Raw genomic sequence first — 22,673 nt, 5'->3', positions numbered from 1 at the left:
CTCTTGAAGCATGATCAATCTGGACCTGCAAAAACTCATTCAGGCAGTCGACGCCCCAACCCGCGCCGACCTGCAAACCTGCGCCGAGCGCTGTGTCAGCCGTGGTGCCAGTCAGTTGTTGGTCGACGACCTGCTGTTGTGTCTGCTTGAGCGCCCACAGGGCCTGCTCGAGCGCGGTTTGCGCGATGCCGGTGTCGACGCTGGCCGGTTGCAGGCTGTGCTGCAACCGCGCCCAGGCCAGAGCACCTCGCGCCATCCGACGTTTGCCCCGGAGCTGGTGCAATGGCTGCAGCAAGCGCTGTTGGTGGCCAATCTGGAGCTGGGCCGGGCCTGCATCGACCAGGCGGCGCTGTTACTGGCGCTGCTGGGCAACCCGCTGGCGCACGCCGGTCAGGGCTATCAGCCATTGCTGGCGTCACTCAATCTCGAACGACTCAAGGCGGCCGCGCAAGCCGACAGCCAGCACGCCGTGCTGGCGGCCAGTAGCGAAGCACTGTTACCGCGCTTTACCCATGATCTGACCGGTCAGGCACTGGCGGGTCGACTTGACCCGGTGCTGTGCCGGGATGCCGAAATCAGTCAGTTGATCGATATTCTGCTGCGGCGGCGCAAGAACAATCCGATTGTGGTCGGTGAGGCTGGCGTCGGTAAAAGCGCCTTGATCGAAGGCCTGGCGCTACGCATCAGCGCCGGTGAAGTGCCGCCGGCGCTGCAAGGCGTTCGCGTGCTGGCGCTGGATCTGGGGCTGTTGCAGGCCGGGGCGAGCATCAAGGGCGAGTTCGAGCGGCGCTTGCAGGGCGTGATCGAGGAGGCCCGCGCAGCCACTCCAGCGGTGATCATATTCATTGACGAAGCCCACACCCTGATCGGTGCCGGTAACCAGGCCGGAAGCAGCGATGCCGCCAACCTGCTCAAACCGGCCCTGGCCCGCGGTGAGCTGCGTACCATTGCGGCCACCACTTGGTCGGAATACAAAAAATACTTCGAGAAAGACCCGGCCCTGGCCAGACGTTTTCAGCCTGTGCAGGTGCACGAACCCAGCGTGGCTGAGGCGTTGACGATCCTGCGTGGGCTGGCGCCTGCCTATGAACACAGCCACGGTGTTTACATCCGCGATGATGCGCTGGTGGCCGCTGCCGAACTTTCAGCACGTTACCTGGCAGGCCGACAACTGCCGGACAAAGCCGTGGATGTGCTGGACACCGCCTGTGCCAGAGCTCGCATCAGTCTGGTCGCGGCGCCAGCGGAGCTGGAGCGGCTACGTGATGAGCATGCCCAACAACTGCGCCAACTTCAGGCGCTGCGCCGCGATCAGGACGCCGGACTCACCGTGGCGGCGCAGGCCATGGCCCGGCTGCAAGACCGGTTGGTGCATACCGAACAACAGCTCCCGGCGCTGGAAGCCGACTGGCATCGGCAGCGCGAGTTGGCCGAGCGCTTGCCTGAGCTGCGTCAGCAACTCAGTGAGGTCCGAGCGGCCGGCCAGGATGACGGCGTGGCACTGAGTGAGCTGCTGCAAACCCGCGCAGCCCTGGCCGACGCCCATGCGCAGCAGCGTCTGGCCAGTTGTGAAGTTTGCCCACGGCTGGTCGCGCAAGTGATCAGTGCCTGGACCGGTGTGCCGGTAGAACAACTGGCTCGCGAACACAATGCGCGGGTCGCAGGCTTTGCCCAAGACTTGCAGGCGCGGATCAGAGGCCAGGACCAGGCGGTACAGATCCTTGATCAAGCAGTGCGTACGGTTGCTGCCGGGCTCAATCGCCCCGATGCGCCGGTAGGGGTATTTCTGTTGGTCGGCCCCAGCGGCGTGGGCAAGACCGAGACGGCGCGAGTGCTGGCCCAATTGCTGTATGGCGGTGAGGGTTTTCTGACCACTCTGAACATGTCGGAGTTTCAGGAAAAGCACAGCGTGGCCCGGCTGATCGGTGCACCGCCGGGCTACATCGGCTATGGCGAGGGCGGCATGCTCACCGAGGCGGTACGCCGGCGGCCCTATTCGGTGGTGCTGCTCGACGAAGTCGAAAAGGCCGATCCGGATGTGCTCAACCTGTTTTACCAGATCTTCGATAAAGGCATTGCCAACGATGGCGAGGGCCGCGAGATCGACTTTCGCAATACCTTGATCCTGCTGACCTCCAATCTTGCCAGCGAGCAGATCGAAGCGTTGTGTGCCGAGGGTGCGCGTCCCGAGCCAGGGTTATTGGTCGAGCAGATTCGCCCCGCGCTTAGTTGCCATTTCAAGCCGGCGTTGCTGGCGCGGATGCGTGTGGTGCCTTACTACCCGGTGGGTGCTGCCGTGCTGGGCGAACTGGTCGGCCTGAAACTGCAACAGCTGGGGCAACGCCTGCGCCAGCGTCAGCTGGAGTTCAGCTACAGCCCTGAATTGGTGGTGCAACTGGCGCAGCGCTGCCAGCAGGATCCCAGTGGGGCGCGGCTGATCGACCCTCTGTTCGACCAGCAACTGATGCCGGTTCTGGTCGATCGCCTGCTGGCCGCCATGGCCAGTGGCGAAACCCTTGAGCGGGTCCATGCCGGTCTCGCCAGCGATGGTCACGTGGCTTGGGAGTTCTCCTGAAATGCCGCTTCCAAGCTTCGATGAGCAAACCACTGAGCTGTTGCGCCAGTGCGTGACGCTGGCCAGCGCCGGGCATGAGACTCTACTGCACGATTTTGTGCGCATTCTCAGTGACATCACCGGCTGCGAACTGGCTCAGGTCTACCTGCTCGACAGCACAGGCGTGAGGCTGCATCTGGATGCAGAACATCACGTTGCCGCGTCTGTGGCTGACGACGCTGTGGTGCACGGCACCGCGCAGCCGGCGCTGGACTACCGCGACTGCCCGCTGTTGCATTTCACTTTGCGTCAGGGTGAGCCGCTGTACCTGAACCCGATCATTGCGGTATTGCATGACATTAGCTTCCTGCCGGAGTGCAGCTGGCGGACCTTGTTATGTGTGCCGCTGGCCGATGTCGCCGGGCAGGTCAAAGGGCTGATGCTATGCGCCAGTAGCCGCCAGCGACCACTGCATGGCGCGGCCGGGGTGCTGGCGCAGTTGGGCACGCTGATGCTTGCCCGCAAGGCCGACCACGCAGCGCTTGAGCCGTCCGGCGTGGCGGGGCCGACTCACTCGCCGGTGGCGCCGGCTGACGGCTATGGCCTGATCGGCGACAGCCTGGCGATCAGCCAGACCCGGCAGATGATCGGCAAGGTTCTGCGTAGCGATTGCACCGTATTACTCAATGGCGAGACTGGCACCGGCAAGGAAGTCGTGGCGCGGGCGATCCATCATTACGGAGAGCGTCGGGCCGGTGCGTTCGTGGTGCAGAACTGCGCGGCCTGCCCGGAAGGTCTGCTGGAAAGCGAGTTGTTCGGCTATCGCAAAGGTGCGTTTACCGGTGCGTTGCGCGACCGCCCCGGCCTGTTCGATACCGCGTGCGGAGGTACGCTGTTGCTCGATGAGATTGGTGACATGCCATTGAGCTTGCAGGCCAAGCTGCTCAGGGTCTTGCAGGAAGGCGAGATTCGTCCGCTGGGTTGTAACCAGCCGCACCGGATCGACGTGCGGGTGATCGCTGCGACCCATCGCGACCTGCGGGCGCTGGTCAAGGCCGGAGCCTTTCGTGAGGACCTGTATTACCGGCTTGCACAATTTCCTATCGAGTTGCCGGCCCTGCGTCATCGCCAGGGTGATGTGGCGACCCTGGCTCGCCATTTTGCCGCGCTGGCGGTTGCCAAGCGCCAGGGCACGGTGCGCTGGTCAGAAGCGGCCCTGGATTACCTCAATGGTTATGGCTTTCCCGGCAATGTCCGCGAGCTCAAAGGCCTGGTCGAGCGCGCTGTACTGCTCAGTGAGGGCCGCCAGTTGCGCCTTGAGCATTTCATCGGCCCGCCCGGCGTCTTGCCGGCGTCAGGCAGCGGCGATCTTCGCCAGCGTCTGGAGCGGGTCGAGCGTGCCCTGGTGATCGAAAGCCTGCACAACAACGGTGGCAATCGCACCCAGACGGCCCGCGAGCTTGGCATGGCCCGGCGCACGCTGCTGTACCGCCTGCAACGACTCAACATCCGCTGCGAACTTCCCGCTGATTGCTGAGCTGAACCTCGATTCATAAATGGAGAAACCTATGTTCCTGCGCCTTCGGCATGCCTTGTTGCTGGTTCTGGTGATGCTTGGTCTTAGCGCTTGTGGCCTGTTTCAGGCCAATGATGACAGTGATTACCGCCCGTTGGGTGACCCTCGGGCGGCCGAACGTGGGCCTGGAGTGTGAGTGTAGAAATGCAATTGATCCTTGAGATACTCGACCCCGCACAGCGCCAGCAGGTGAGCACTGCGCACATGTGTTTCGGCCAGACTGGTGGCCTGATTGGCCGAAGTCCGGAGGCTGACTGGGTGCTGGTGGACACGCTGCGTCACGTATCCAGCCGGCATGCGCGCATCAGCTGGCAGGACGGCCGGTTCTGGCTGACCGATATCAGCCGCAACGGCTCCTTCGATTTACGAACTGGCAGCCGACTGCCCAGAGGCGTGGCGCAACCAGTCGCGTCGGACGCCTGCTATCGCCTTGGTTCGCTGACACTGCATGCGCGCCTTCTGCCAGCAGCAGATGACAGCGAAACACGGGGCGGGCGACCGATACCGGCAGGCAGCCTGATTCCAGACGACGCCTTTCTGCTCAGTGAGTCCCTGGCTCATCGGCAGCCACTGGGCCGGCTACTGAGCGACCTGGATGACCAGCACACCGAGCAACAACAGTTGCCGCCTGCCGGCATCGACAGGGAGCAACTGCAAGTGCCCCGACTGCTGGCTGACTCGATCGCGCGCCAACCACCGACCGCAGCCTTCTGGCAGGCCTACGCAACAGCGCTTGGCGTTTGCCTGGACGGTATTGACCAGGCCGCGTGCGAACAACTGGCACTCGATGGCGCTGCTTTAGTGCGCCAGAACCTGCTGCTCCAGGAGCTGACCCGTGCCTATGACCAACAACTGCGCCTGATCAGGCCCCTTCATAGCGATCTTCGCAAGTGATGCCGATGCCATTTTTCAAATGCCCGCCACAGCGCTGGCTGACCTTGATTGCACTGCTGTCATTGAGCGGTTGCAGCCTTTTGTCGTCCGCCCCTGAACCGACCCGTCTGGACCTGACCCTGGCGGCCAGTGACCGGCTTAACCCGGACCAGCATGACCGTCCCTCACCAGTTGTGTTGCGCCTGTTCGAACTGCGCCACCCGGTGGCCTTCGAGACGGCGGATTTTTTCAGTCTGTATGAACGACCTCGCGACACCCTGGCGGCTGATCTGCTGGTCAGCGAAGAGCTTGAACTGCGTCCTGGGGAAACCCGGCGGCTCAAGTTGCTGGTGGAAAGCGGCCGGCACCTCGGCGTGCTGGCGGCCTACCGTGAGCTTAACGAGACTCGCTGGCGCCAGGTGCTGACCCTCGGCCCCGGTCAGCGCAACCAGGCGGTACTGCTGCTTGATCACAATGGTATCGAACAGCGTCGCGGGCCGCCTGCGCCAGACGGAGAGTGGTGATGAACGCGCATAAAGTCATCTGGCAGGAAGGGATGCTGCTGCGCCCCCAGCACCTGCAACACAACGATCGTTACCACGACCATCAGCTCAAGACCCGCACCTGCCTGCTGGGGGCCTACAACTGGGGTTTTTTCAGTCTGGTGATCGACCTGCAATTTCTCAATATGGGCAAGCTGGTGGTCAGCGAGGCCAGCGGTGTGCTGCCCGACGGCAGCCTGTTCGAACTGGGCAACACGCCCGAGCCGCTGGCGCTCGACGTGCCGGCCAATACTGTCGATACCGCAGTTTATCTGGGCTTGCCACTGGTGACCGGCAACCACATCGAAGCCCGGCACCCCGAGCAGTCCGACGTGCTGGCGCGCTACACGGTCTACCAGACCCAGGTCAGTGACTCCAACGCCGGGGAGCAGGGCAGCACCGCCATTCACTGTGCGCGGCCCGACCTGCGCCTTTTGCTGGGCGAGCCGTCCGGCGAACAGGCCTGGGTGCGCTTGAAAATCTGCCAGATCCGCGAAGCAGCGGCCACTGGCGCGATCACTCTGGCGGCTGACTTCATCCCCAGTTTTGTGCATCTGCAGGCTTCGCCATGGATGCTGTCATGCCTCAAGGAAGTCATCAGCCTGTTGGCCCATCGAGGCGATACCATTGCCGAGCGGATTCGCGGCAGCGGCACGCAGGGCAGCGCCCAGGTTGGTGACCTGCTGATGCTGCAACTGATCAATCGTAACGAACTGCTGCTGCGGCACTGCCTGGCACAACCGCGGGTCGCGCCCGAAGCCTTGTACCGCCTGCTATTGGGGTTGCTGGGAGAACTGGCAACTTTTGCCAGCGACAGCAAACGCCCCGTGCTTGACAGCCATTATCGGCACAACGATCAAGGGGCCAGCCTGCGGCCGCTACTGGAGGCGATCCGCCAGGTGCTGTCGATGGTGCTTGAGCAGCACGCCATCGAGCTACCGTTGCAACAGCGCCAGTACGGCGTGCAGGTGGCGATCCTTCATGACCACAGCCTGCTGGCGTCGTCGAGCTTCGTGCTCGCTGCCAGTGCACTGTGCGACAGCGAAGAGCTGCGTCAGCGCTTGCCGGCACACCTGAAGGCCGGTGCAGTGGAGCACATCCGCCAACTGGTCAACCTGCATCTGCCGGGCATTCGTCTCAAACCGCTGCCGGTAGCACCCCGGCAGATTCCTTTCCATGCCAACAAGACCTACTTCGTCCTGGAGCCTGACCGCGAGGCACTGGAACTGCTGGGGCGCTCCGGAGGCTTTGCCTTTCATGTCGCCGGCGAGTTTGCCGGATTGGAACTGACCTTCTGGGCCATCAGGAACTGAACCTCATGAATCAACATAATCCGCAGCCAGACGATGAAATGACGGTGTTGCTCGACCATCAGGGCCAGGGGCCGACCCAGGCACCGCTGACCACCGCCAGTGACGCCCCGCGCTTTGCCCAGCTTCAGGAACGCATGGTCTACAGCGCTGAGGCGCGGCCAGCGGCCGGCTTCAGTCTGGGACTGAATGCTCTGGTGGCGGCGGCTTCGGCACTGCTGTCGAGCATCGTGCGCATCAGGCTTGATCTGCCACCTCCCGATATCAGCCAGCTCAACAACCGCTTGCGTGAACAGGTGCGTCAGTTTGAGTGGCAGGCGTTGCGCGACGGTATCGACAGCGAGCAGTTGAACACCGCTCGCTACGTGTTGTGCACGGTGCTCGATGAGCAGGTGGTGACCACCGAGTGGGGGCGCCAGAGCGACTGGGCACAGAACAGCCTGCTCAGTCACTTTCATAACGAGACCTTCGGTGGCGACACGTTCTTTCGCCTGCTTGAGCAACTGAGCCGCAACCCGGTTCGGCATCTGCCGTTGCTGGAACTGATGTACCTGTGCCTGGCGCTGGGCTTCGAGGGTCGCTATCGGGTGCGTAACGCAGGCCATGTGGAACTGGAGGAGGTTCGCGATGCGTTGTACCGGCAGATCCGCCAGTTACGCGGCGAGGCGTCCGGCGGGTTGACCCCGGCCTGGCCTGGGGTGCCGGACAGTCACCAGGCCACCTTGCGGATTGTGCCGTGGTGGATGGTTTTGCTGTTTACCCTCGCTGGCCTGGCGATGCTGTATGGCGGATTTGCCTGGGTGCTCGATGAGCAGCGTCAGAGCGTACTGCAGCCTTGGCAAGTCGCCGTCCCGAGCCTGATCCAGAACCTGCCGTGAGAGCATGATGAGAGATTTCCTGAAGAAAGTTCCGGGGGCTATGTGCCAGACCTGGGTGTGGAGCCTGGCGCTGGTATTGGCGTGCGGCGCACTGGTGTGGTGGGGCGGCCCGACACTGGCGATCAATGATGTGCGGGTATTGGCCAGCGTGCTTGCCCGATTGCTGGCCGTCTGCGCACTTTTGCTGCTCTGGGGAGCGGTCATGCTGTTGAGTCGTTGGTGGCGCGGCCGGCCATCGGTCATTGACCCGCAGCGGGCAGCACAGCAGGCCGACCAGCAGCGCTTCGACAATGAGCGCCGCAGCCTGCACAAACGCTTTGCCGAAGCGCTGCGCAGCCTCAGGCACGCCAGCCTGTTCAGCGAGGATCGGCAGCCATTGCCCTGGTATCTGCTGATCGGCCCGCAAGGCAGTGGCAAGAGCCGTCTGCTGGCGTGCTCAGGATTGGAGTTCGCCCTCGACCGCGGCGAACCTCTGGCGCTCGGCCAGGACCACGATGGCGAGCAGTGCCAGTGGTATTTCACCGACCAGGCGGTGCTGATCGACACGCCTGGGCGCTACCTGGCCCAGGCCGATGCCAGCGTGGATGGCGGTGGCTGGCGCACGCTGCTGGAACTGCTGCGCAAACGTCGCCGGGCGCGACCGCTCGACGGCGTGCTAATCACCGTTGCGGTGCCGATGTTACTGGAGGCGCGCAATCCTGAGCTGGGCAAGACGCCAGCGCTACTGGAGCTGATCAGCCAGATTCGTCAGCGCTTGCAGGAGGTACGTCGGCACCTGCAAGTGCAGGTGCCGGTGTATCTGGTGCTGAGCAAAGCGGATCAACTGCCGGGTTTCAACGCGTTCTTTGATTCACTTAGCCGCGAGCAAAACAGTCAGGCGCTGGGGGTCAGCTTCAGCGCTGAACAACCCGCGACCGACCGGCAGGCGGTACATCAGCAGATCGACGCGTTGCTGCGCCATCTCGACAGCCAGCTCATTGGCCGGCTGCACCAGCAGCGCGACAAGCAACTGCGCAGTCGTATGCTCGACTTCCCGCCAGGCATGGCTGCTCTTGGCGAGCAAATGGAGATGCTCATCGATCAGCTGTTTTTCTCCGGCCGCTATGTCAGTGGTCATCGGCTGATCGGCGTTTACCTGACCTGCGCCAGCGCGGCGGAGCCTGAGTCGCAGGCGCAGCCTCTCGGCGGGGCAGGTGGTGCGCAAGGTCGTTTCGTCCATGAACTGTTCGCCCGGGTGATCCTGCGTGAGGCGCATCAGCAAAGCCTTGCACCAAGTGAACGGCAGCGTATCCATTGGGGGCAGCGGCTGTTGTTGGGGGGCGGGCTGGCCACCTTGATGGTCGGCGGCGCGCTATGGACCAGCGGGTTTTCCGCCAATCATCAGCGTCTGGAAACTCTGCGGCGACTGGCCGGCGACTGGCAACAGCAGCGGCAGGCGCTGGACCCGGCCGCCGACGCCATGACCGCGCTGAAAACCCTTGATATCAGCTGGCAGGCGACCCAGGTGTTTCCTGATGGTCTGGCCATGAGTTGGCACGAGCGCAACGGTTTGTATCAGGGCTGGGCCAGCAATCCGTTGTTGCAGGCGCGCTACGAGGACGAATTGCGCAGCCATTTGCTGCCGCGGCTGACCCGCCTGCTCGAAGCCCGCGTACGCTCCAGCCTGCACGACCGTGAGGCGTTGCTGGATAATCTGCGTGCCTACCTGATGCTGCACTTGCCGACGCGCCGTGATCCAGCCTGGCTGGAAGAACAGTTGGGCAGCGAGTGGGCGCGGTTGTATCCAGGTCATGCAGCGGTGCAGCAAGGGCTGGGGCAGCACGTTGCCAAGCTGTTGAAATTGTCCTTCAGCCAGCCGCTGGATGAGCCGCTGGTGGCCCAGGCCCGTCAGGCATTGCGCAACGAGTCGCAAGCCAGCCTGGCCTATAAGGTCTTGCGGGAACGCGCGGGCAGCCTGCCGGATTACCGCCTCGGCCAGCATCTGGGGCCGCAGCGTGAATTGTTCGTCGGTGCCGAGCAGGCGATTCCCGGATTCTTCACCCGGCAAGGCTATCGGCAGTTCTTTTCGGTACAAAGTGCCGCGCAGATCAGCGAGCTGTTGCGCGATAACTGGGTGCTGGGCGAGGGCAGTGAGCTGAGCGGGACGGACATGCGTCGCCTGCTGGTCGAACTGGAGCAACTGTATTTTCGTGACTACGCCAGCCACTGGAGTGATGCCGTGGGCCGCCTGGGCCTGCTGCCGTTCAGCGAGGCCGGGGAGGGCGCCGATCTGGTCAGCGGTCTGTTGTCGGCCAGCTCGCCGGTTGTGCAGTTGTTGGCCCAGATCCGCGACAACACGCGTTTCCCGTTGGCTCTGCCGGATCCTGAACAAGCGCTGCCGGCGCCAGTCGCGGGGGCTGCGTTGCAGGCCGCTGCGGGGGCCGCGAGCAAGGCCCTGGTGCTGCCGGAGAATGCTCGCAAAGCCATGCAGTTGCGCTTCGAACCGCTGCATCGGCTCCTGGATGACAATGACGCACCCACCGCTGAACTGGTGGCGGTCCTGCAAGGACTGGATGCGGTCCAGCAGCAACTGGCGAGCCTGGCCCGTGCCAGTCAACCCGAGCCATTCGCCTACGAAATGGCCCGGGCGCGGATGGCCGGGCAGCGCGATGCCCTGAGCCAGTTGCGCAACACCGCAGCGCGCCTGCCAAGGCCGGTGGGCGGCTGGTTCAACCTGCTGGCTGATGATGCCTGGCGCCTGATCCTGGCCGATGCCTACCGGCATCTCGATCAGCGCTATCAGAGTGAGCTGTACGCTTTTTACAGCCGTGCCATTGACCAGCGTTATCCGTTTCACGCCCACAGCAGCAGCGATGTGGCGCTCAATGACTTTCGTGAGTTCTTCAAGGCTCAGGGGGTCCTGGAACGCTTTTTCGAGCAGCATCTGAAGGCGTTTGTCAGCGGTTCTGCCGATAATTACCGGCTGCGCAGCATCGACGGCCATAGCCTGCCGATGTCTCGTGCCGTGCTGGAACAGATTGCCCGTGGCCAGCGCATCCGACAGGGTTTTTTCGCTGAAGACCCGAGCCAGCCGCAAGTGCGTTTTCGGCTGGAACCCTACAGCCTTGACAGCGGCGCCAGCCGCGCTGAATTCCGCTTTGGCGAGCGGCGTCATGAGTACCGTCACGGGCCCATCGTGCCCATGACCTTTAGCTGGCCCGACGAGGCCGGGCAGGGCAGTGCGAGCCTGCTGGTCGAGCGGATGGCCGGGCGCACTGTAGGTATCGAGAAAAACCTCGGCCCCTGGTCGCTGTTTCGGCTGCTCGACCTGATGCCCAGTGAGCCGCTCAGTGGCCGGGATGTCTTGCTGTTCAAGGCCGATGTCGGCGGCCTGCGCGCCAATTATCTGCTGACCAGCCAACGCATGCCCAACCCATTGGACCTGAGTGTGCTGCGTGGTTTCCGTCTGCCGGCGCAACTGTGATGTATCGCAGCGCGGCGGGCAGCCACTCGGGCAAGGTGCGCGTGTGTAATCAGGATGCCTTTTTCGACTGTCCGGAGCAGGCCGTGTGGGCGGTGGCCGACGGGATGGGCGGGCATCAGGCTGGCGAGCTTGCCAGCCGCTTGATCGTCGATACGCTGGCAGGCCTGTGCTGGCCCGGCGAGCTGGAGCAGCGCCTGGAGCTGCTGCGCTGCCGCCTGCATGGGCTCAACCGCCATCTGGCGTTGCAGCTCACCCAAAGCCAGGGGCAAGCGCCGCGGGTCATGGGCAGCACCTTGGTGACGCTGTTGTTGCAGGGGCAGCAGGGCGCTTGTGTCTGGGTTGGCGACAGCCGCTGCTACCTGTGGCGTGGTCAGCAGCTTTACCAACTGACCCGCGATCATGCCGCAGAGCGAGGCCGGGCCGCATTGACCCGCGCACTCGGCGGGCGCGAGCATCTGCAACTGGAGGTGCTGCGCTGGCACGCTCAGCCCGGTGACCGCTATCTGTTATGCAGTGACGGTCTGTACCGCATGCTGGATCAAGCGCGGCTGGGCCAGGCGCTCGGTCTGGCGACCCCGCAGGCTGCGTTGCACGGGTTGTTCGCGCAGGTTCTGCAGGGGCCGGCACCGGACAATCTGACCGCTGTGGTGGTCGACCGATGAAGCCGCCACGGGTGTTGGCCGGGCGCTATCGTCTCGACCGCTTGCTGGGCGTTGGCGGCATGGGGGTGGTGTGGCAGGCCCGCGACCTGTTGCACGAGCAGTACGGTGATCCGGCTGCCGATATCGCTGTCAAACTGCTGGGTGAGTCGTTCCAGCACGTGCCGGATGCCGGGTCATTGTTGTTTGCCGAATTTGCGCTGACCCGGCATCTGCATCACCCCAACGTGGTGCGCTGCCACAGTTTTGAAGTTGATATCCCGCAAGGCTGTGCATTCATGACCCTGGAGCTGTTGCGTGGCCTGACTCTGGATCATTGGCTCTGTGACGAACTGACCGGCTTGCCGTTTAGCGAGTTGCTGGAGGTGGCGAGTGCGCTGCTTGAGGCTCTGGAGCACAGTCATGCAAGGGGGGTCGTGCATGGCGACCTGAAACCGGGCAACGTGATGCTCAGCGAGCAGGGGCTGAAGCTGTTCGATTTCGGCCTCGGTCAGAGCCAGCCCGGCATTCTGCCCGGCGTACCGCAGTTGAGTCGCGAGCGCTACAACGCCTGGACCCCGGCCTACGCCGCTCCTGAACTCTGCGCCGGTGGTGGGTTGTCTGAAGCCACCGATCTCTATGCCTGCGCTTGTCTGATCTTCGAACTGGCCTGCGGCAGGCACCCTTACCAGCGCCTGCCCGGCGACCAGGCCCAGGCGGCGCGGCTGGATCGCTCGCTAAGCAAACCGGCCCGCCTGCCCAGCCATTGCTGGCCTGCGCTGCGGCAGGCGCTGGCGCTGGTGCCAGCGTGCAGAACCATCAGTGCCCAAGAGTTGCGCCAGGCACTGAGCGCCAGGCCAGGCAGGTTGAGACGACTATTGGGTGGCTGAACACAAAAGGCTGACCCGGCACTCAGGCCGGATCAGCTGTTTTTGCGGGCTGTCGCCGCTCAGCTCAATCGGTCAGTCAGGCAGTTGCCCGGTAGGGCCGAAGAACTCGTGATGGCTCTGCGCCTCAGGCACGCCCAGTGCTTTGAGATCGCGGCGCACGCTGCTCATAAAACCGACCGGCCCCAGGAAGTAGGCATCCACATTGCGATCGGCAGGCAGCCAGCTGGCCAGCACTTCCTGGCAAAGACGCCCTTGGGCATCAAAACGGTCACCGGCCTCAGGCTGGCTGTAGCAGACGTACAGGCTCAGCTGTGGGTGCTTGCGCTGCTGCTCTTGCAGCCATGGGCGGAACGCCTGCAGGCTGGCATTGCGGGCACTGTGAATGAAGGTGATCGGCCGGCCGCTAGCCAGCGCGCTTTCCAGCATCGGCAGGGTCGGGGTGATGCCGACACCGGCGCTGATCAATACCAGCGGACGCGACGAGTCTTGCAGGGTGAAATGCCCGGCTGGCGGGAACAGCTCGACCCGGTCGCCGACCTGCAAGTGATCGTGTAAATACCTCGAAGCGATACCCTGCTCATCGCGCTTGACGCTGATCCGGTAGCCACGGCCGTTGGCCAGTGCCGACAGCGAGTAATTGCGGCGCAGTTCCTGGCCATCAATGTTCAGCTTCAGGCCAAGGTACTGGCCAGGGGTGAAGTCCAGCACCGCACCACCGTCCAGCGGTTCGAAGTAGAACGAGGTGATCTGCGCGCTCTCTTTTTCCTTGCCCACCAGCTTGAAAGGACGCGCCCCACGCCAGCCGCCCCGGGCCTGTTCGTTATGCTGGTAAGCGGCTTCTTCGGCGCCGATCAGGATATCGGCCAGTTGACCGTAAGCGGCGCCCCAGGCATCGATCACCTCGTCGGTCGCAATGTCTTCACCCAGCACTTCACGAATGGCGCGCAACAGGCAAGTGCCGACAATCGGGTAGTGCTCCGGCAGAATCTGCAAGGCCACGTGCTTGTTGACGATCTGGCCCACTAACGGGCCAAGGGCTTCGAGACGGTCGATATGCCGGGCGTACATCAGCACCGCGTTAGCCAGCGCCCGTGGCTGAGCACCGCTGGCCTGGTTGGCCTGGTTAAACAGCGGACGCACCTCGGGGTATTCACTGAGCATCATGTTGTAGAAGTGAGTGGTCAGCGCTTCGCCACCGGACTCCAGAAGAGGAACAGTGGCCTTGATGATCGCGCGTTGCGGGTCGGTGAACATGGAATGACTCCCTGGCGGTTAACGGTTGCCATAGCAGAGTCAACTTCCGTGCCAGGCCTTCAGGCCTTTTAATTCAAGGGTTTACGCGCTCTTGTGTCATTTCGACTCTTGTATTTTTGTAGTCAGGATGACTCTTTTGGTCAAAATGACTAATGGCATTATTCAGCAACACCTTTATGCAACCGGCGATAAATCTCACGCTACTATGCGTGCCTTTATCGCCTCGACCCTTCCTTCATGTTCGAACTCTCCAGCTACCTCGGGCTGTTCTTCGCCGCCTTCGGCGCCGCCACGCTGTTGCCCATGCAGTCCGAAGCCGTGCTGGTCGCGATGCTGATCTCTGGCCACTACCTGACCTGGTTGCTATTGCTGGCCGCCACCACCGGCAATGTGCTGGGTTCGATCAGCAATTGGCTGATCGGCCGCTCGGTCGAACGGTTGCGCCACAAACGCTGGTTCCCGGTCAGCGAAAAACGCCTGCAACAGGCTCGTGGTCATTACCAGCGCTACGGTTACTGGTCGCTGCTGCTCAGTTGGGTGCCGGTGATCGGCGACGCCCTGACCGTGGTCGCCGGGGTCATGGGCGAGCCGCTGTGGCGTTTTAGCTTGATCGTCAGCCTGGCCAAGGGCTTGCGCTATCTGGTGGTGGTGTGGCTGACCCTGGGCTTTATCTGACGCGATTGGCCGCCAACGCCAGCCCGTCTGGCGGCAAGGGCAGGGCGGTCTTGTACAACACCTGCTTGAGGGCAAAACTGGAGCGAATATTGGCCACCCCCGGCACTTTGGTCAGGTGCTCAAGAATGAAGCGCTCCAGCTCATGGATATTGGGCACCAGAATGCGCAGCAGATAATCGGCGTCACCGGTCATCAGGTAGCACTCCATCACTTCAGGTCGCCCGGCCACCGCCGCCTCGAAGCGCTGCAACGCGCCTTCGTCCTGCTTCTCCAGGCTCACATGAATGAATACGTTCAGGTCCAGGCCCAGCACCTTGGGGTCGAGCAGGGTGACCTGACCCTTGATCAGCCCGGCCTCCTGCATGGCTCTGACCCGATTGAAGCAGGGCGTCGGCGACAGATTGACTGCGCGGCCCAGGTCCGCATTGGTGATGCTGGCGTCGCGCTGCAGGCTGTCGAGAATGCTGATATCGGTACGGTCGAGCTTCTTCAAGAGAATAAACCTCTTTAAAAGGATTGATTAGCAGAGTTTAGTTCTGCAAACGGCTTGCTGGGTAGATAAAAGCGCAAAGAATCTCTCTTGCACCTTTATTAACATTTCTCCTGCACAGCCACTGCCGCCGGAGCCATCATGATCAATACCAGCAAACCCGCCACCCACTTGCCCGCAAGCCATGGTCTGTTGGCTTCGCCCCAGGCCAAGGGCGTGTTGTTACTGGTACTGGCGATCCTGATCTGGGGCGCCAACTGGCCAGTGATGAAGGCCGGTTTGCAGCACATCACCCCGGTGTGGTTCTCCGCCGTGCGCTTCGCCGCCGGTGCCGCCTGCCTGTTTGCCCTGCAACTGGCCACGTGTAGCCTGCGCGTGCCGGGCCGTCGCGACCTGCCACTGATTCTCAGTGTCGGCCTGCTGCAGATGCTGACCTTTACCGTGCTTGGTGCCATGGCCATGACCGAAGTGCCGGCCGGCCGCTCGGCGGTGCTGGCCTACACCACCCCGCTGTGGGTGACGCCGATTGCGGTGACCTTCCTCGGCGAGCGGCTGTCGCGTCGGCAACTGATCGGCACGCTGTTCGGCGGCATTGGCGTGGCTGTGCTGTTCAACCCGCTGACCCTCGACTGGGGTAATACCACCCTGCTCAAAGCCAACCTGATGCTGATCGCGGCATCGATCTGTTGGGCGCTTTGCATATTGCATCTGCGTCATGCGTCCACAGGCACCAGCGCCTATCAACTGGCGCCCTGGCAGATGCTCACCGCCACCGTACCGTTGCTGGTGCTGGCGCACGTGGTGGAAGGGCCGTTCACCGGTGATGGCTCCATGGCGCTGTGGCAGATCCTGTTGTTCATGGGGCCATTGGCGACCGCGTTCTGCTTCTGCGCGGTCAATGCGGCGAGCATGTGGCTGTCGAGCACCAGCATGTCGACCGCGATGCTCGGCGTGCCGGTGGTGGGGCTATTGATGTCGGTGCTATTCATGGGCGAGCAACTGACCCTGCCGCTGATTGGGGGGGTAATGGCGATTCTCGGCGGCATCGTGATCGTGACCTGCAAGCGCAGCGGCGACTGAGCTCAGGCGCCAGCCACAGCCACAGCAAGACGACAGATCAATCGCTTAATACCACCCCTGGCGCTGGGGGTGTAAGGTTTATCCCACCGCCTGTGCTGCCCGGTAATCAGGGGCGAGGCGGGGGCGCGGCGTGCAACTGATCCGCTCAACGCATAATCAAGCTGAATCTATTCATCCGGGCAGGGTCACCTGATTGGACCGGTCGGGACCGAGGCGTGTGGCAATGAACCACCGCCCGACCTGACTGTTAGCGCCTTCGTGAGCGCACCACTCAATGGTGAACCTGATGAAAAAATCCAACACGCCAGGCCCGGCCGCGGCCGGGCAGGACAGCCCCGCATTACATGCCTCACGGCGCAATTTTCTCAAGGCTGGCGCTTCCGGCATCGCCGCCGCCACCGTTGCAACCTGGGTTCCTGACGGTATGGCTCAATCAGCACCGGCTGTCAGCCAGCCACCTGCCGCCGGGCCGGCCGCCGGGGAGCAAAGCATCGAACTCAAGGTCAACGGCCAGAGCCACCGGCTCAACGTGCCGGCCAACGCGATCCTGCTCGATGTGCTGCGTGACCGCCTGCAACTGACCGGCACCAAGAAAGGCTGTGATCACGGTCAGTGCGGAGCCTGCACCTTGCTGGTCAATGGCGTGGCGATCAACTCGTGCCTGTCCATTGCCGTGCAGCATGACGGTGATGAAATCACCACCATCGAAGGCCTGGCTCAGGACGGCAAACTGCACCCGGTGCAGCAAGCGTTCTGGGAGCACGACGCCTACCAATGCGGTTACTGCACCTCGGGGCAGATCATGAGCGCCGTCGCTATCCTCAATGACCCGAATATCGGCAGCGATGACGCCAGCGTGCGCGAGGCCATGAGCGGCAATATCTGCCGCTGCGGGGCCTACAAGAACATCCTTGCGGCCGTGCAGTCGGCGCGGGGCAAGATGGGGAGGTCGGCCTGATGCGTACCTTCGACTATCTGCGAGCTTCATCGCCGGCCCAGGCGGTCGGCCAGGCCAGCGGCGACGGTCAGCGGTTCTACCTGGCTGGCGGCACCACCTTGCTGGATCTGGTCAAGCTTGATGTGATGCAGGCCGAGCATCTGGTGGACATCAATCGGCTTGACCTGCGCAAGGTCGAGCCGCTGTCCGACGGCCGTCTGCGGGTCGGCGCGCTGGTCAGCAATACCGAGCTGGCCAATCACCCCTTGGTCCGTGAGCGCTATCCGGTACTGGCCCAGGCGATTCTGCAGGGCGCCAGTACTGCGCTGCGCAACAAGGCGACCACCGCCGGCAACCTGATGCAGCGGGTGCGCTGCAATTACTTTCGTGACGGCCTGTCACCGTGCAACAAGCGTGAGCCGGGCTCCGGTTGCGCAGCCGTTGACGGCCTGAACCGCAGTGTTCACGCGGTACTGGGCACCAGTGACCAGTGTATTGCCGCGCACCCCTCGGACATGTGCGTAGCCATCGCCGCACTGGGTGCTCAGGTGACGGTGCAAAGCGCGCAAGGCAGCCGCGACATTGCGTTTGCCGACTTTCATCTGCTGCCAGGCAGCACGCCATGGAAGGAGCATGCTCTGCAAGCTCACGAGTTGATCACTCACCTGACCCTTGATGCGCCGTTGCCGGGTAGTCGTTCGGCCTACCTGAAGCTGCGTGATCGAACCTCTTACCAGTTCGCTCTGGCCTCCAGCGCTGTGGTGCTGGTGCTCGATGGCGAGCGCATCACCGACGCGCGCATTGCCCTGGGCGGCGTGGCCAGCAAGCCATGGCGCGCCAGCGAAGCCGAGCGGGCACTGATTGGCCAGCCTGTATCGCTGGCGCTGTATGGCCAGGTCGCGCAGTTGGCGATGAAGGACGCCCGTGGCTATTCCCACAACGCGTTCAAGATTCCTCTCGGCCAACAGGTCATCACCCGTAACCTCCGTGATCTCACGGCCCAGGAGCTGGCATGAACCAGAACGTGATTGGCAAGGCCCACAAGCGTGTTGATGGCCGCCTCAAGGTCAGCGGTGAGGCGCGCTATGCGGCCGATTATCCGCAGCAAGGCCTGCTTTACGCCTACGGGGTATTCAGCACCATCGCCAGTGGCAAGATTCTGGCAATCGATGATGCCAGCGCCCGCGCCATGCCGGGTGTGGTGGATATCCTGCATCACGGCCATCGCCCGGACATGCACCGTACACCTGATGAGGCCATGAGCTTTGACAAGTTGCTGCAGGCCAGCAAGACCGACGAACACCGGCTGCCGTTCGAAGATGACCAGGTTTACTACCCCGGCCAATTCGTCGCGCTGGTGGTCGCGCAGACGTTCGCGCAGGCGCGGGCAGCGGCCCAGCGCGTCACGGTTCGCTACGCGGCCCAGGACCCGGTGCGGAGCCTGGAAGAGGGGCTGCGCATCAACGGCTTCAAACCCGCCAGCGGCAGTCACGAGCGGGGTACGCCAGAGCCGGCCTATCAGTCGGCCGCGCAGCGCATCGACGCGACCTATACCACGCCGGTGGAAACCCACAACCCAATGGAAATGCACGCCACCACCGCCCACTGGCAGGACGGTCGGCTGTACGTGGAAGAGAGCACTCAGGGGGTCGTGAACCATCGCAACCTGCTGGCCAATGTGTTTGATCTGGCACCGGAACAGGTCGAAGTCCGGGCGCCGTTCATTGGCTCCGGGTTTGGCGGCAAGCTCTGGCCCTGGCCGCACTCCATTGCTGCCTGTGCAGCGGCCAGGCTGACCGGCCGCCCGGTGCAACTGATGCTGCCCCGTGCGCAGATGTTCAGCACCGTGGGCCATCGTCCCGAGACCCGCCAGCGCCTGCGCCTGGCGACTGACGACAAGGGTCGGCTGGTATCGCTGCGTCACGAGTCGTTCAATAGCACCTCGACCCTGGACACCTACATCGAAACCTGCGGCAGCGTGACCAAGAGCCTGTACAGCTGCGCCAACGTGCTGGTCACTCACCACACCAGTGCGGTCAATCGCGGCACCCCGACGTCCATGCGCGCGCCCGGCGCCGCGCCAGGATTGTTCGCCCTGGAGTCGGCTATCGATGAAATGGCCCTGGCTGCCGGCCTTGACCCATTGGCATTTCGCCAGCTCAACCTGGCCAGCAAGGATGAGAGCACTGATTTGCCGTGGTCAAGTAATCACCTGCCCGAAGCCATCGACAAGGCCGCCGAGCGTTTCGGCTGGAAGCAGCGCAATGCTCAGGTCGGCTCGATGCGTGATGGCGACGAGATCATTGGCTACGGCATGGGCGCCTGCAACTGGGAGGCGTTTCAGGTCCCGACCGAAGCCCGGGTCAGCCTGCGCGCCAACGGTACTGCGCTGGTGCAATGCGGGGTGCAGGACATCGGCACTGGCACCTACACCATCGTCGCCCAGACGGTCAGCGAACTCACCGGGCTGCCGGTCGAGCGCATCGAGGTGCAATTGGGCAATTCGTCGTTCAGTCCAGGCCCGGTGTCTGGCGGCAGTTGGGTCACCGCCAGCATCATGCCGGCGCTGGCCGGTGCAACCCGCGAGGCGCTTGATAAACTGCGCAGCTACGCCACTGCCGAGAGCGGTTTTTTTGCCGGTGAAAAGCCCCACACCCTGCAGGTCCGTGACGGTCGGTTGGTCAAGGGCGAGCGGCAGGTCAGCTTTGCCGACGTACTGGCTCAGCAACGTCTGGCCCGCGCCGAAGGCACGTATCACAGCGAGCAGGGCAAAGAACAGAAATACTCGTTTCGCTCGTTCGGTGCGCATTTTGTCGAGGTGCGCTGGGACCCGGGCATCTCGCGGCTGCGAGTGGCCAGGGTGGTCAGTGCCATCGATGTCGGCAAGGTAGTCAACCCGCTGGCAGCGCGCAACCAGGTCGAAGGCGCCATCGTGATGGCGGTCGGCATGGCCCTGTTCGAGGCCACCGAGCACGACCCGCGCACAGGCTTGCCGGTCAATGACAACTACGCTGAATACTTGGTGCCGGTGCACGCCGATCAGCCCGAAATCGAGGTGATTCTGCTCGATTATCCGGATCTGAACCTCAACGAATTCGGCGCCAGGGGCATCGGCGAGATTGGCATCACCGGTCTGGCCGCAGCAGTCGCCAATGCCGTGTACCACGCCACCGGGCAGCGTATCCGCAGCCTGCCGATCACCAAGGAAAAGCTGATGGCCGGGGTCTGAGCCCAGGGGAGTGTCATGCAACAGCTTGATTTGCAGGTCATACAGCAGGCCCGCGACTGGCTGGCCCAAGGCCGGCCGGTGTGGTTGTGTACGGTGCTGTCCACTTATGGCTCGGCACCGCGCGGGCCGGGGGCGATGCTGGTTGCGCTGGCTGGCGGTGAGCATCGCGGTTCATTATCCGGCGGCTGCATCGAAGAGGACTTTTTGCAGCGTCTGGCCGACGGCACATTACCGCATCGCAATCAGCGGGTGCGCTATGGCGAAGGCGGGTTTGCGCCCAATCTGGTGCTGCCGTGTGGCGGTGTACTGGACGTGCTGGTGGAGTACCTGTCACCGCGTGCCGAGGTCGATCGGCATCTGGCCAGCGTGGAGCGCGCCCTGAGCGCCGGCCCGTGGTTGATTCGCGAGGTCAGCCTGAACGGGCAATTGCCAGCGGTATCGCCCGGCAGCCTGAGTCATCCACGGGTGGCGGTCAGTGCGGAGCAGGTTTCAATCCGCATCGGCGCGGTACACCGGCTGCTGCTGGCCGGCTTGTCACCGGTGGCCGAGTTCTGTGCCAGCTTCGCTCTGGCGCTGGGCTACGAGGTGATTCTCTGTGAACCGCGCACCGAACTGCTGGCCGGGTTTTGCGTGCCGGGCGTCGAGGTGTGTCCGGTGCTGCCAGCGCTGTACATCGAGCAGGGCGGTTGTCATGCGGCGACCGCCGTAGTCGCCTTGACCCACGATCCACGCCTGGATGACCTGACACTCATGGAGGCGGTGCGCAGCGAGGCGTTCTACATCGGTGCCATGGGTTCGCGGCAGACCAGTCACAAGCGCATGGAGCGCCTCCAGCGCATCGGCGGGCTGGACGCCCGGGCGTTGGCACGCATTCATGCGCCGATCGGCTTGAATCTGGGCAGCAAGACCCCGGCGGAAATTGCCCTGGCGGTGATGGCGGATATCCTTGCCAGCGCCAATGGCATGCACGCTCAACAGGTCTGGTCGCGCAGCACCTGAGCCAGCGCGGCCGGGGTATCGGCGTCGAGCAGGATGCCCCGGTCGGCCGTCTCGACCCTCACGCAGTACTCGCTGTGCGCGGCGAGCAGTGCCTTGGCGCCTCGGTCGCCACGCAACTGCTGCAACTGCGGCCAGAAGTGTCGGCCAATGATCACCGGATGGCCCTGCTGACCTTCGTGCATCGGCACGATGATGCGCTGCGGACCTGCCAGCGCCGCCAACGCCACTAAGGTTGCCGGGTTCAGCCAGGGCATGTCTGCCAGCAGGATGGCCACCGCCTCGGCAGGCGCGTCGGTTAGCGCTGATACGCCACTGGCCAGGCTATGGCCCATACCCAGATCTGCCTGCGGGCTGCGCACCACACGCACTTGGGGGTCCAGGCCCAGCGCGGCGGCATCGTCTTGCTCGCGCAGCACCACGCGCACATCGGCAAACGCCTGGCAGGCATTGGTGCAACTGCTTTGCAGCACACGGCGGCCGTCGGCAATCAATGCCTGGCGCTTGTCACTGCCAAAACGTCGGCTGCTGCCCGCCGCCAGAATCAGCGCGGCCACCAGAGGGGAAGGGGATGGAGACATCAAGCGCTGAGTCCTTGTTTGAGCATTACCAGCCGCAAGTGTGGCATCTTTGCAGCCTTGTGTAAGGCGACCATCTTCGCCGGCACCACCTTTATCAGCAAGAGAGCGCCCATGAATCCGCATATGCTTCCCGTTGAACTGGACAAAGCCTACCGCCTGGTCAACCACGGCCCGACCATCCTGGTCTCGGCCAGCCACGGCGGCACCGACAACGTCATGGCCGCCGCCTGGGCCTGTGGCCTGGATTTTTCGCCCTCCAAAGTCACTGTGGTCATCGACAAGATCGCCCGCACCCGTGCTCTGGTCGAGGGCAGTGGCTACTTTGCCCTGCAAGTGCCCAATGTTGCCCAGTTGCAATTGACCCAGGCGGTGGGCACCCACAGCCTGAACGACGACCCGGACAAACTGGAAAAATGTGGCGTGCAATTGATGCACGTGGACGGCTTCAAAACGCCTCTGGTGGTGGGCTGTTCGGCGTGGCTGATCTGCAAGGTGATCGACGAGCCACATAACCAGCAAGCCTACGACCTGTTCATTGGTGAGGTGGTGGGCGCCTGGGCGGACGATCGGGTGTTCCGCAACGGGCATTGGCAATTCGCCGAGGCTGGCCCCGAATGGCGCAGCCTGCATTACATTGCGGGTGGGCAGTATTACGCCATTGGCGAGTCGGTGGTGGCTTAGCAACCCGCTGGCCTGCGAAAGGGGCA

General features: G+C 63.3%; 20 protein-coding genes. 17 read left to right on the top strand and 3 right to left on the bottom strand.

What is annotated here, in order from left to right; translation table 11 throughout:
* The first annotated feature begins 10 nt into the window (after window positions 1–10).
* The 10 genes from tssH to NJC40_RS23130 are packed head-to-tail and all read left to right on the top strand — an operon-like array spanning window position 11 to window position 12,724.
* Window positions 11–2,575 carry a type VI secretion system ATPase TssH gene (gene tssH, locus NJC40_RS23175; protein WP_253142468.1) on the top strand — a complete coding sequence of 855 codons (2,565 nt, stop codon included), beginning with the start codon at window positions 11–13 and terminating at the stop codon, window positions 2,573–2,575.
* A gap of 1 nt (window position 2,576) precedes the next feature.
* Window positions 2,577–4,091, top strand: coding sequence for a sigma-54 interaction domain-containing protein (locus NJC40_RS23170; protein ID WP_253142467.1), 1,515 nt, complete (start codon window positions 2,577–2,579; stop codon window positions 4,089–4,091).
* A gap of 31 nt (window positions 4,092–4,122) precedes the next feature.
* A complete protein-coding gene (locus NJC40_RS23165) occupies window positions 4,123–4,266 on the top strand; it encodes a type VI secretion protein (protein ID WP_144403335.1) in 144 nt (47 codons plus the stop codon).
* 8 nt (window positions 4,267–4,274) lie between these two features.
* Window positions 4,275–5,024 carry an FHA domain-containing protein gene (locus NJC40_RS23160; RefSeq protein ID WP_253142466.1) on the top strand — a complete coding sequence of 250 codons (750 nt, stop codon included), beginning with the start codon at window positions 4,275–4,277 and terminating at the stop codon, window positions 5,022–5,024.
* 5 nt (window positions 5,025–5,029) lie between these two features.
* On the top strand, window positions 5,030–5,527 hold the full coding sequence (tssJ, locus tag NJC40_RS23155) for a type VI secretion system lipoprotein TssJ (RefSeq protein WP_045494927.1): 498 nt from the start codon (window positions 5,030–5,032) through the stop codon (window positions 5,525–5,527).
* The gene (gene tssK / locus NJC40_RS23150) at window positions 5,527–6,858 is read left to right on the top strand and encodes a type VI secretion system baseplate subunit TssK (protein ID WP_045492288.1); all 1,332 of its coding nucleotides are present in this window, start codon (window positions 5,527–5,529) and stop codon (window positions 6,856–6,858) included. The genes tssJ and tssK overlap by 1 nt, the downstream gene beginning before the upstream one ends.
* 5 nt (window positions 6,859–6,863) lie before the next feature.
* Window positions 6,864–7,733 (top strand): type IVB secretion system protein IcmH/DotU, encoded by an 870-nt coding sequence (gene icmH / locus NJC40_RS23145; RefSeq protein WP_253142465.1) that lies wholly within the window; start codon window positions 6,864–6,866, stop codon window positions 7,731–7,733.
* Between the two features lie 7 nt (window positions 7,734–7,740).
* Window positions 7,741–11,196, top strand: a complete 3,456-nt coding sequence (gene tssM / locus NJC40_RS23140; protein WP_253142464.1) for a type VI secretion system membrane subunit TssM — start codon at window positions 7,741–7,743, stop codon at window positions 11,194–11,196.
* On the top strand, window positions 11,196–11,858 hold the full coding sequence (locus NJC40_RS23135; RefSeq protein ID WP_253142463.1) for a PP2C family protein-serine/threonine phosphatase: 663 nt from the start codon (window positions 11,196–11,198) through the stop codon (window positions 11,856–11,858). The genes tssM and NJC40_RS23135 overlap by 1 nt, the downstream gene beginning before the upstream one ends.
* Entirely contained in the window at window positions 11,855–12,724 is an 870-nt protein-coding gene (locus tag NJC40_RS23130; RefSeq protein ID WP_052483524.1) for a serine/threonine-protein kinase, read from the top strand. Before NJC40_RS23135 ends, NJC40_RS23130 begins: the two co-directional genes overlap by 4 nt.
* 72 nt (window positions 12,725–12,796) lie before the next feature.
* On the opposite strand, the gene hmpA is transcribed toward NJC40_RS23130, so the two are convergent.
* Window positions 12,797–13,978 (bottom strand): NO-inducible flavohemoprotein, encoded by a 1,182-nt coding sequence (gene hmpA, locus NJC40_RS23125; RefSeq protein ID WP_253115931.1) that lies wholly within the window; start codon window positions 13,976–13,978, stop codon window positions 12,797–12,799.
* 237 nt (window positions 13,979–14,215) lie between these two features.
* Between hmpA and NJC40_RS23120 the strand changes: the two genes are divergently transcribed.
* On the top strand, window positions 14,216–14,653 hold the full coding sequence (locus NJC40_RS23120; RefSeq protein WP_045492276.1) for a YqaA family protein: 438 nt from the start codon (window positions 14,216–14,218) through the stop codon (window positions 14,651–14,653).
* On the opposite strand, the gene NJC40_RS23115 is transcribed toward NJC40_RS23120, so the two are convergent.
* A complete protein-coding gene (locus NJC40_RS23115) occupies window positions 14,646–15,146 on the bottom strand; it encodes an Lrp/AsnC family transcriptional regulator (protein ID WP_045492275.1) in 501 nt (166 codons plus the stop codon). The two genes, NJC40_RS23120 and NJC40_RS23115, sit on opposite strands and share 8 nt — an antisense overlap.
* 138 nt (window positions 15,147–15,284) lie before the next feature.
* On the opposite strand from NJC40_RS23115, the gene NJC40_RS23110 reads away from it, so the two are divergent.
* The 5 genes from NJC40_RS23110 to NJC40_RS23090 all read left to right on the top strand — a co-directional run bounded on the left by NJC40_RS23110 (window position 15,285) and on the right by NJC40_RS23090 (window position 21,388).
* Complete coding sequence (locus tag NJC40_RS23110) at window positions 15,285–16,223, top strand: DMT family transporter (RefSeq protein ID WP_253142462.1); 939 nt, start codon at window positions 15,285–15,287, stop codon at window positions 16,221–16,223.
* A 286-nt stretch (window positions 16,224–16,509) separates the two neighbouring features.
* Entirely contained in the window at window positions 16,510–17,181 is a 672-nt protein-coding gene (locus NJC40_RS23105; RefSeq protein ID WP_045494919.1) for a (2Fe-2S)-binding protein, read from the top strand.
* Window positions 17,181–18,176, top strand: a complete 996-nt coding sequence (locus NJC40_RS23100; protein ID WP_045492273.1) for an FAD binding domain-containing protein — start codon at window positions 17,181–17,183, stop codon at window positions 18,174–18,176. Before NJC40_RS23105 ends, NJC40_RS23100 begins: the two co-directional genes overlap by 1 nt.
* Window positions 18,173–20,389 (top strand): xanthine dehydrogenase family protein molybdopterin-binding subunit, encoded by a 2,217-nt coding sequence (locus NJC40_RS23095; protein WP_253142461.1) that lies wholly within the window; start codon window positions 18,173–18,175, stop codon window positions 20,387–20,389. Before NJC40_RS23100 ends, NJC40_RS23095 begins: the two co-directional genes overlap by 4 nt.
* A 15-nt stretch (window positions 20,390–20,404) precedes the next feature.
* Window positions 20,405–21,388: an XdhC family protein gene (locus NJC40_RS23090; RefSeq protein WP_253142460.1), complete on the top strand. Its 984-nt coding sequence runs from the start codon at window positions 20,405–20,407 to the stop codon at window positions 21,386–21,388.
* Here the strand turns inward: NJC40_RS23090 and NJC40_RS23085 are convergent.
* Complete coding sequence (locus tag NJC40_RS23085) at window positions 21,361–21,966, bottom strand: nucleotidyltransferase family protein (protein WP_045492268.1); 606 nt, start codon at window positions 21,964–21,966, stop codon at window positions 21,361–21,363. The genes NJC40_RS23090 and NJC40_RS23085 overlap by 28 nt on opposite strands.
* A 111-nt stretch (window positions 21,967–22,077) precedes the next feature.
* Here NJC40_RS23085 and NJC40_RS23080 point away from each other — a divergent pair, with 111 nt between their 5' ends.
* A complete protein-coding gene (locus NJC40_RS23080) occupies window positions 22,078–22,647 on the top strand; it encodes a flavin reductase family protein (protein ID WP_045492266.1) in 570 nt (189 codons plus the stop codon).
* The last annotated feature ends 26 nt before the right edge of the window (window positions 22,648–22,673 follow it).

The sequence above is a fragment of the Pseudomonas sp. 21LCFQ02 genome (assembly GCF_024129895.2).
In the GTDB taxonomy this organism is placed as follows: Bacteria; Pseudomonadota; Gammaproteobacteria; order Pseudomonadales; family Pseudomonadaceae; genus Aquipseudomonas.
The sequence above is the reverse complement of the archived record's forward strand: the minus strand, read 5'-3'. Positions and strand labels throughout refer to the sequence as shown.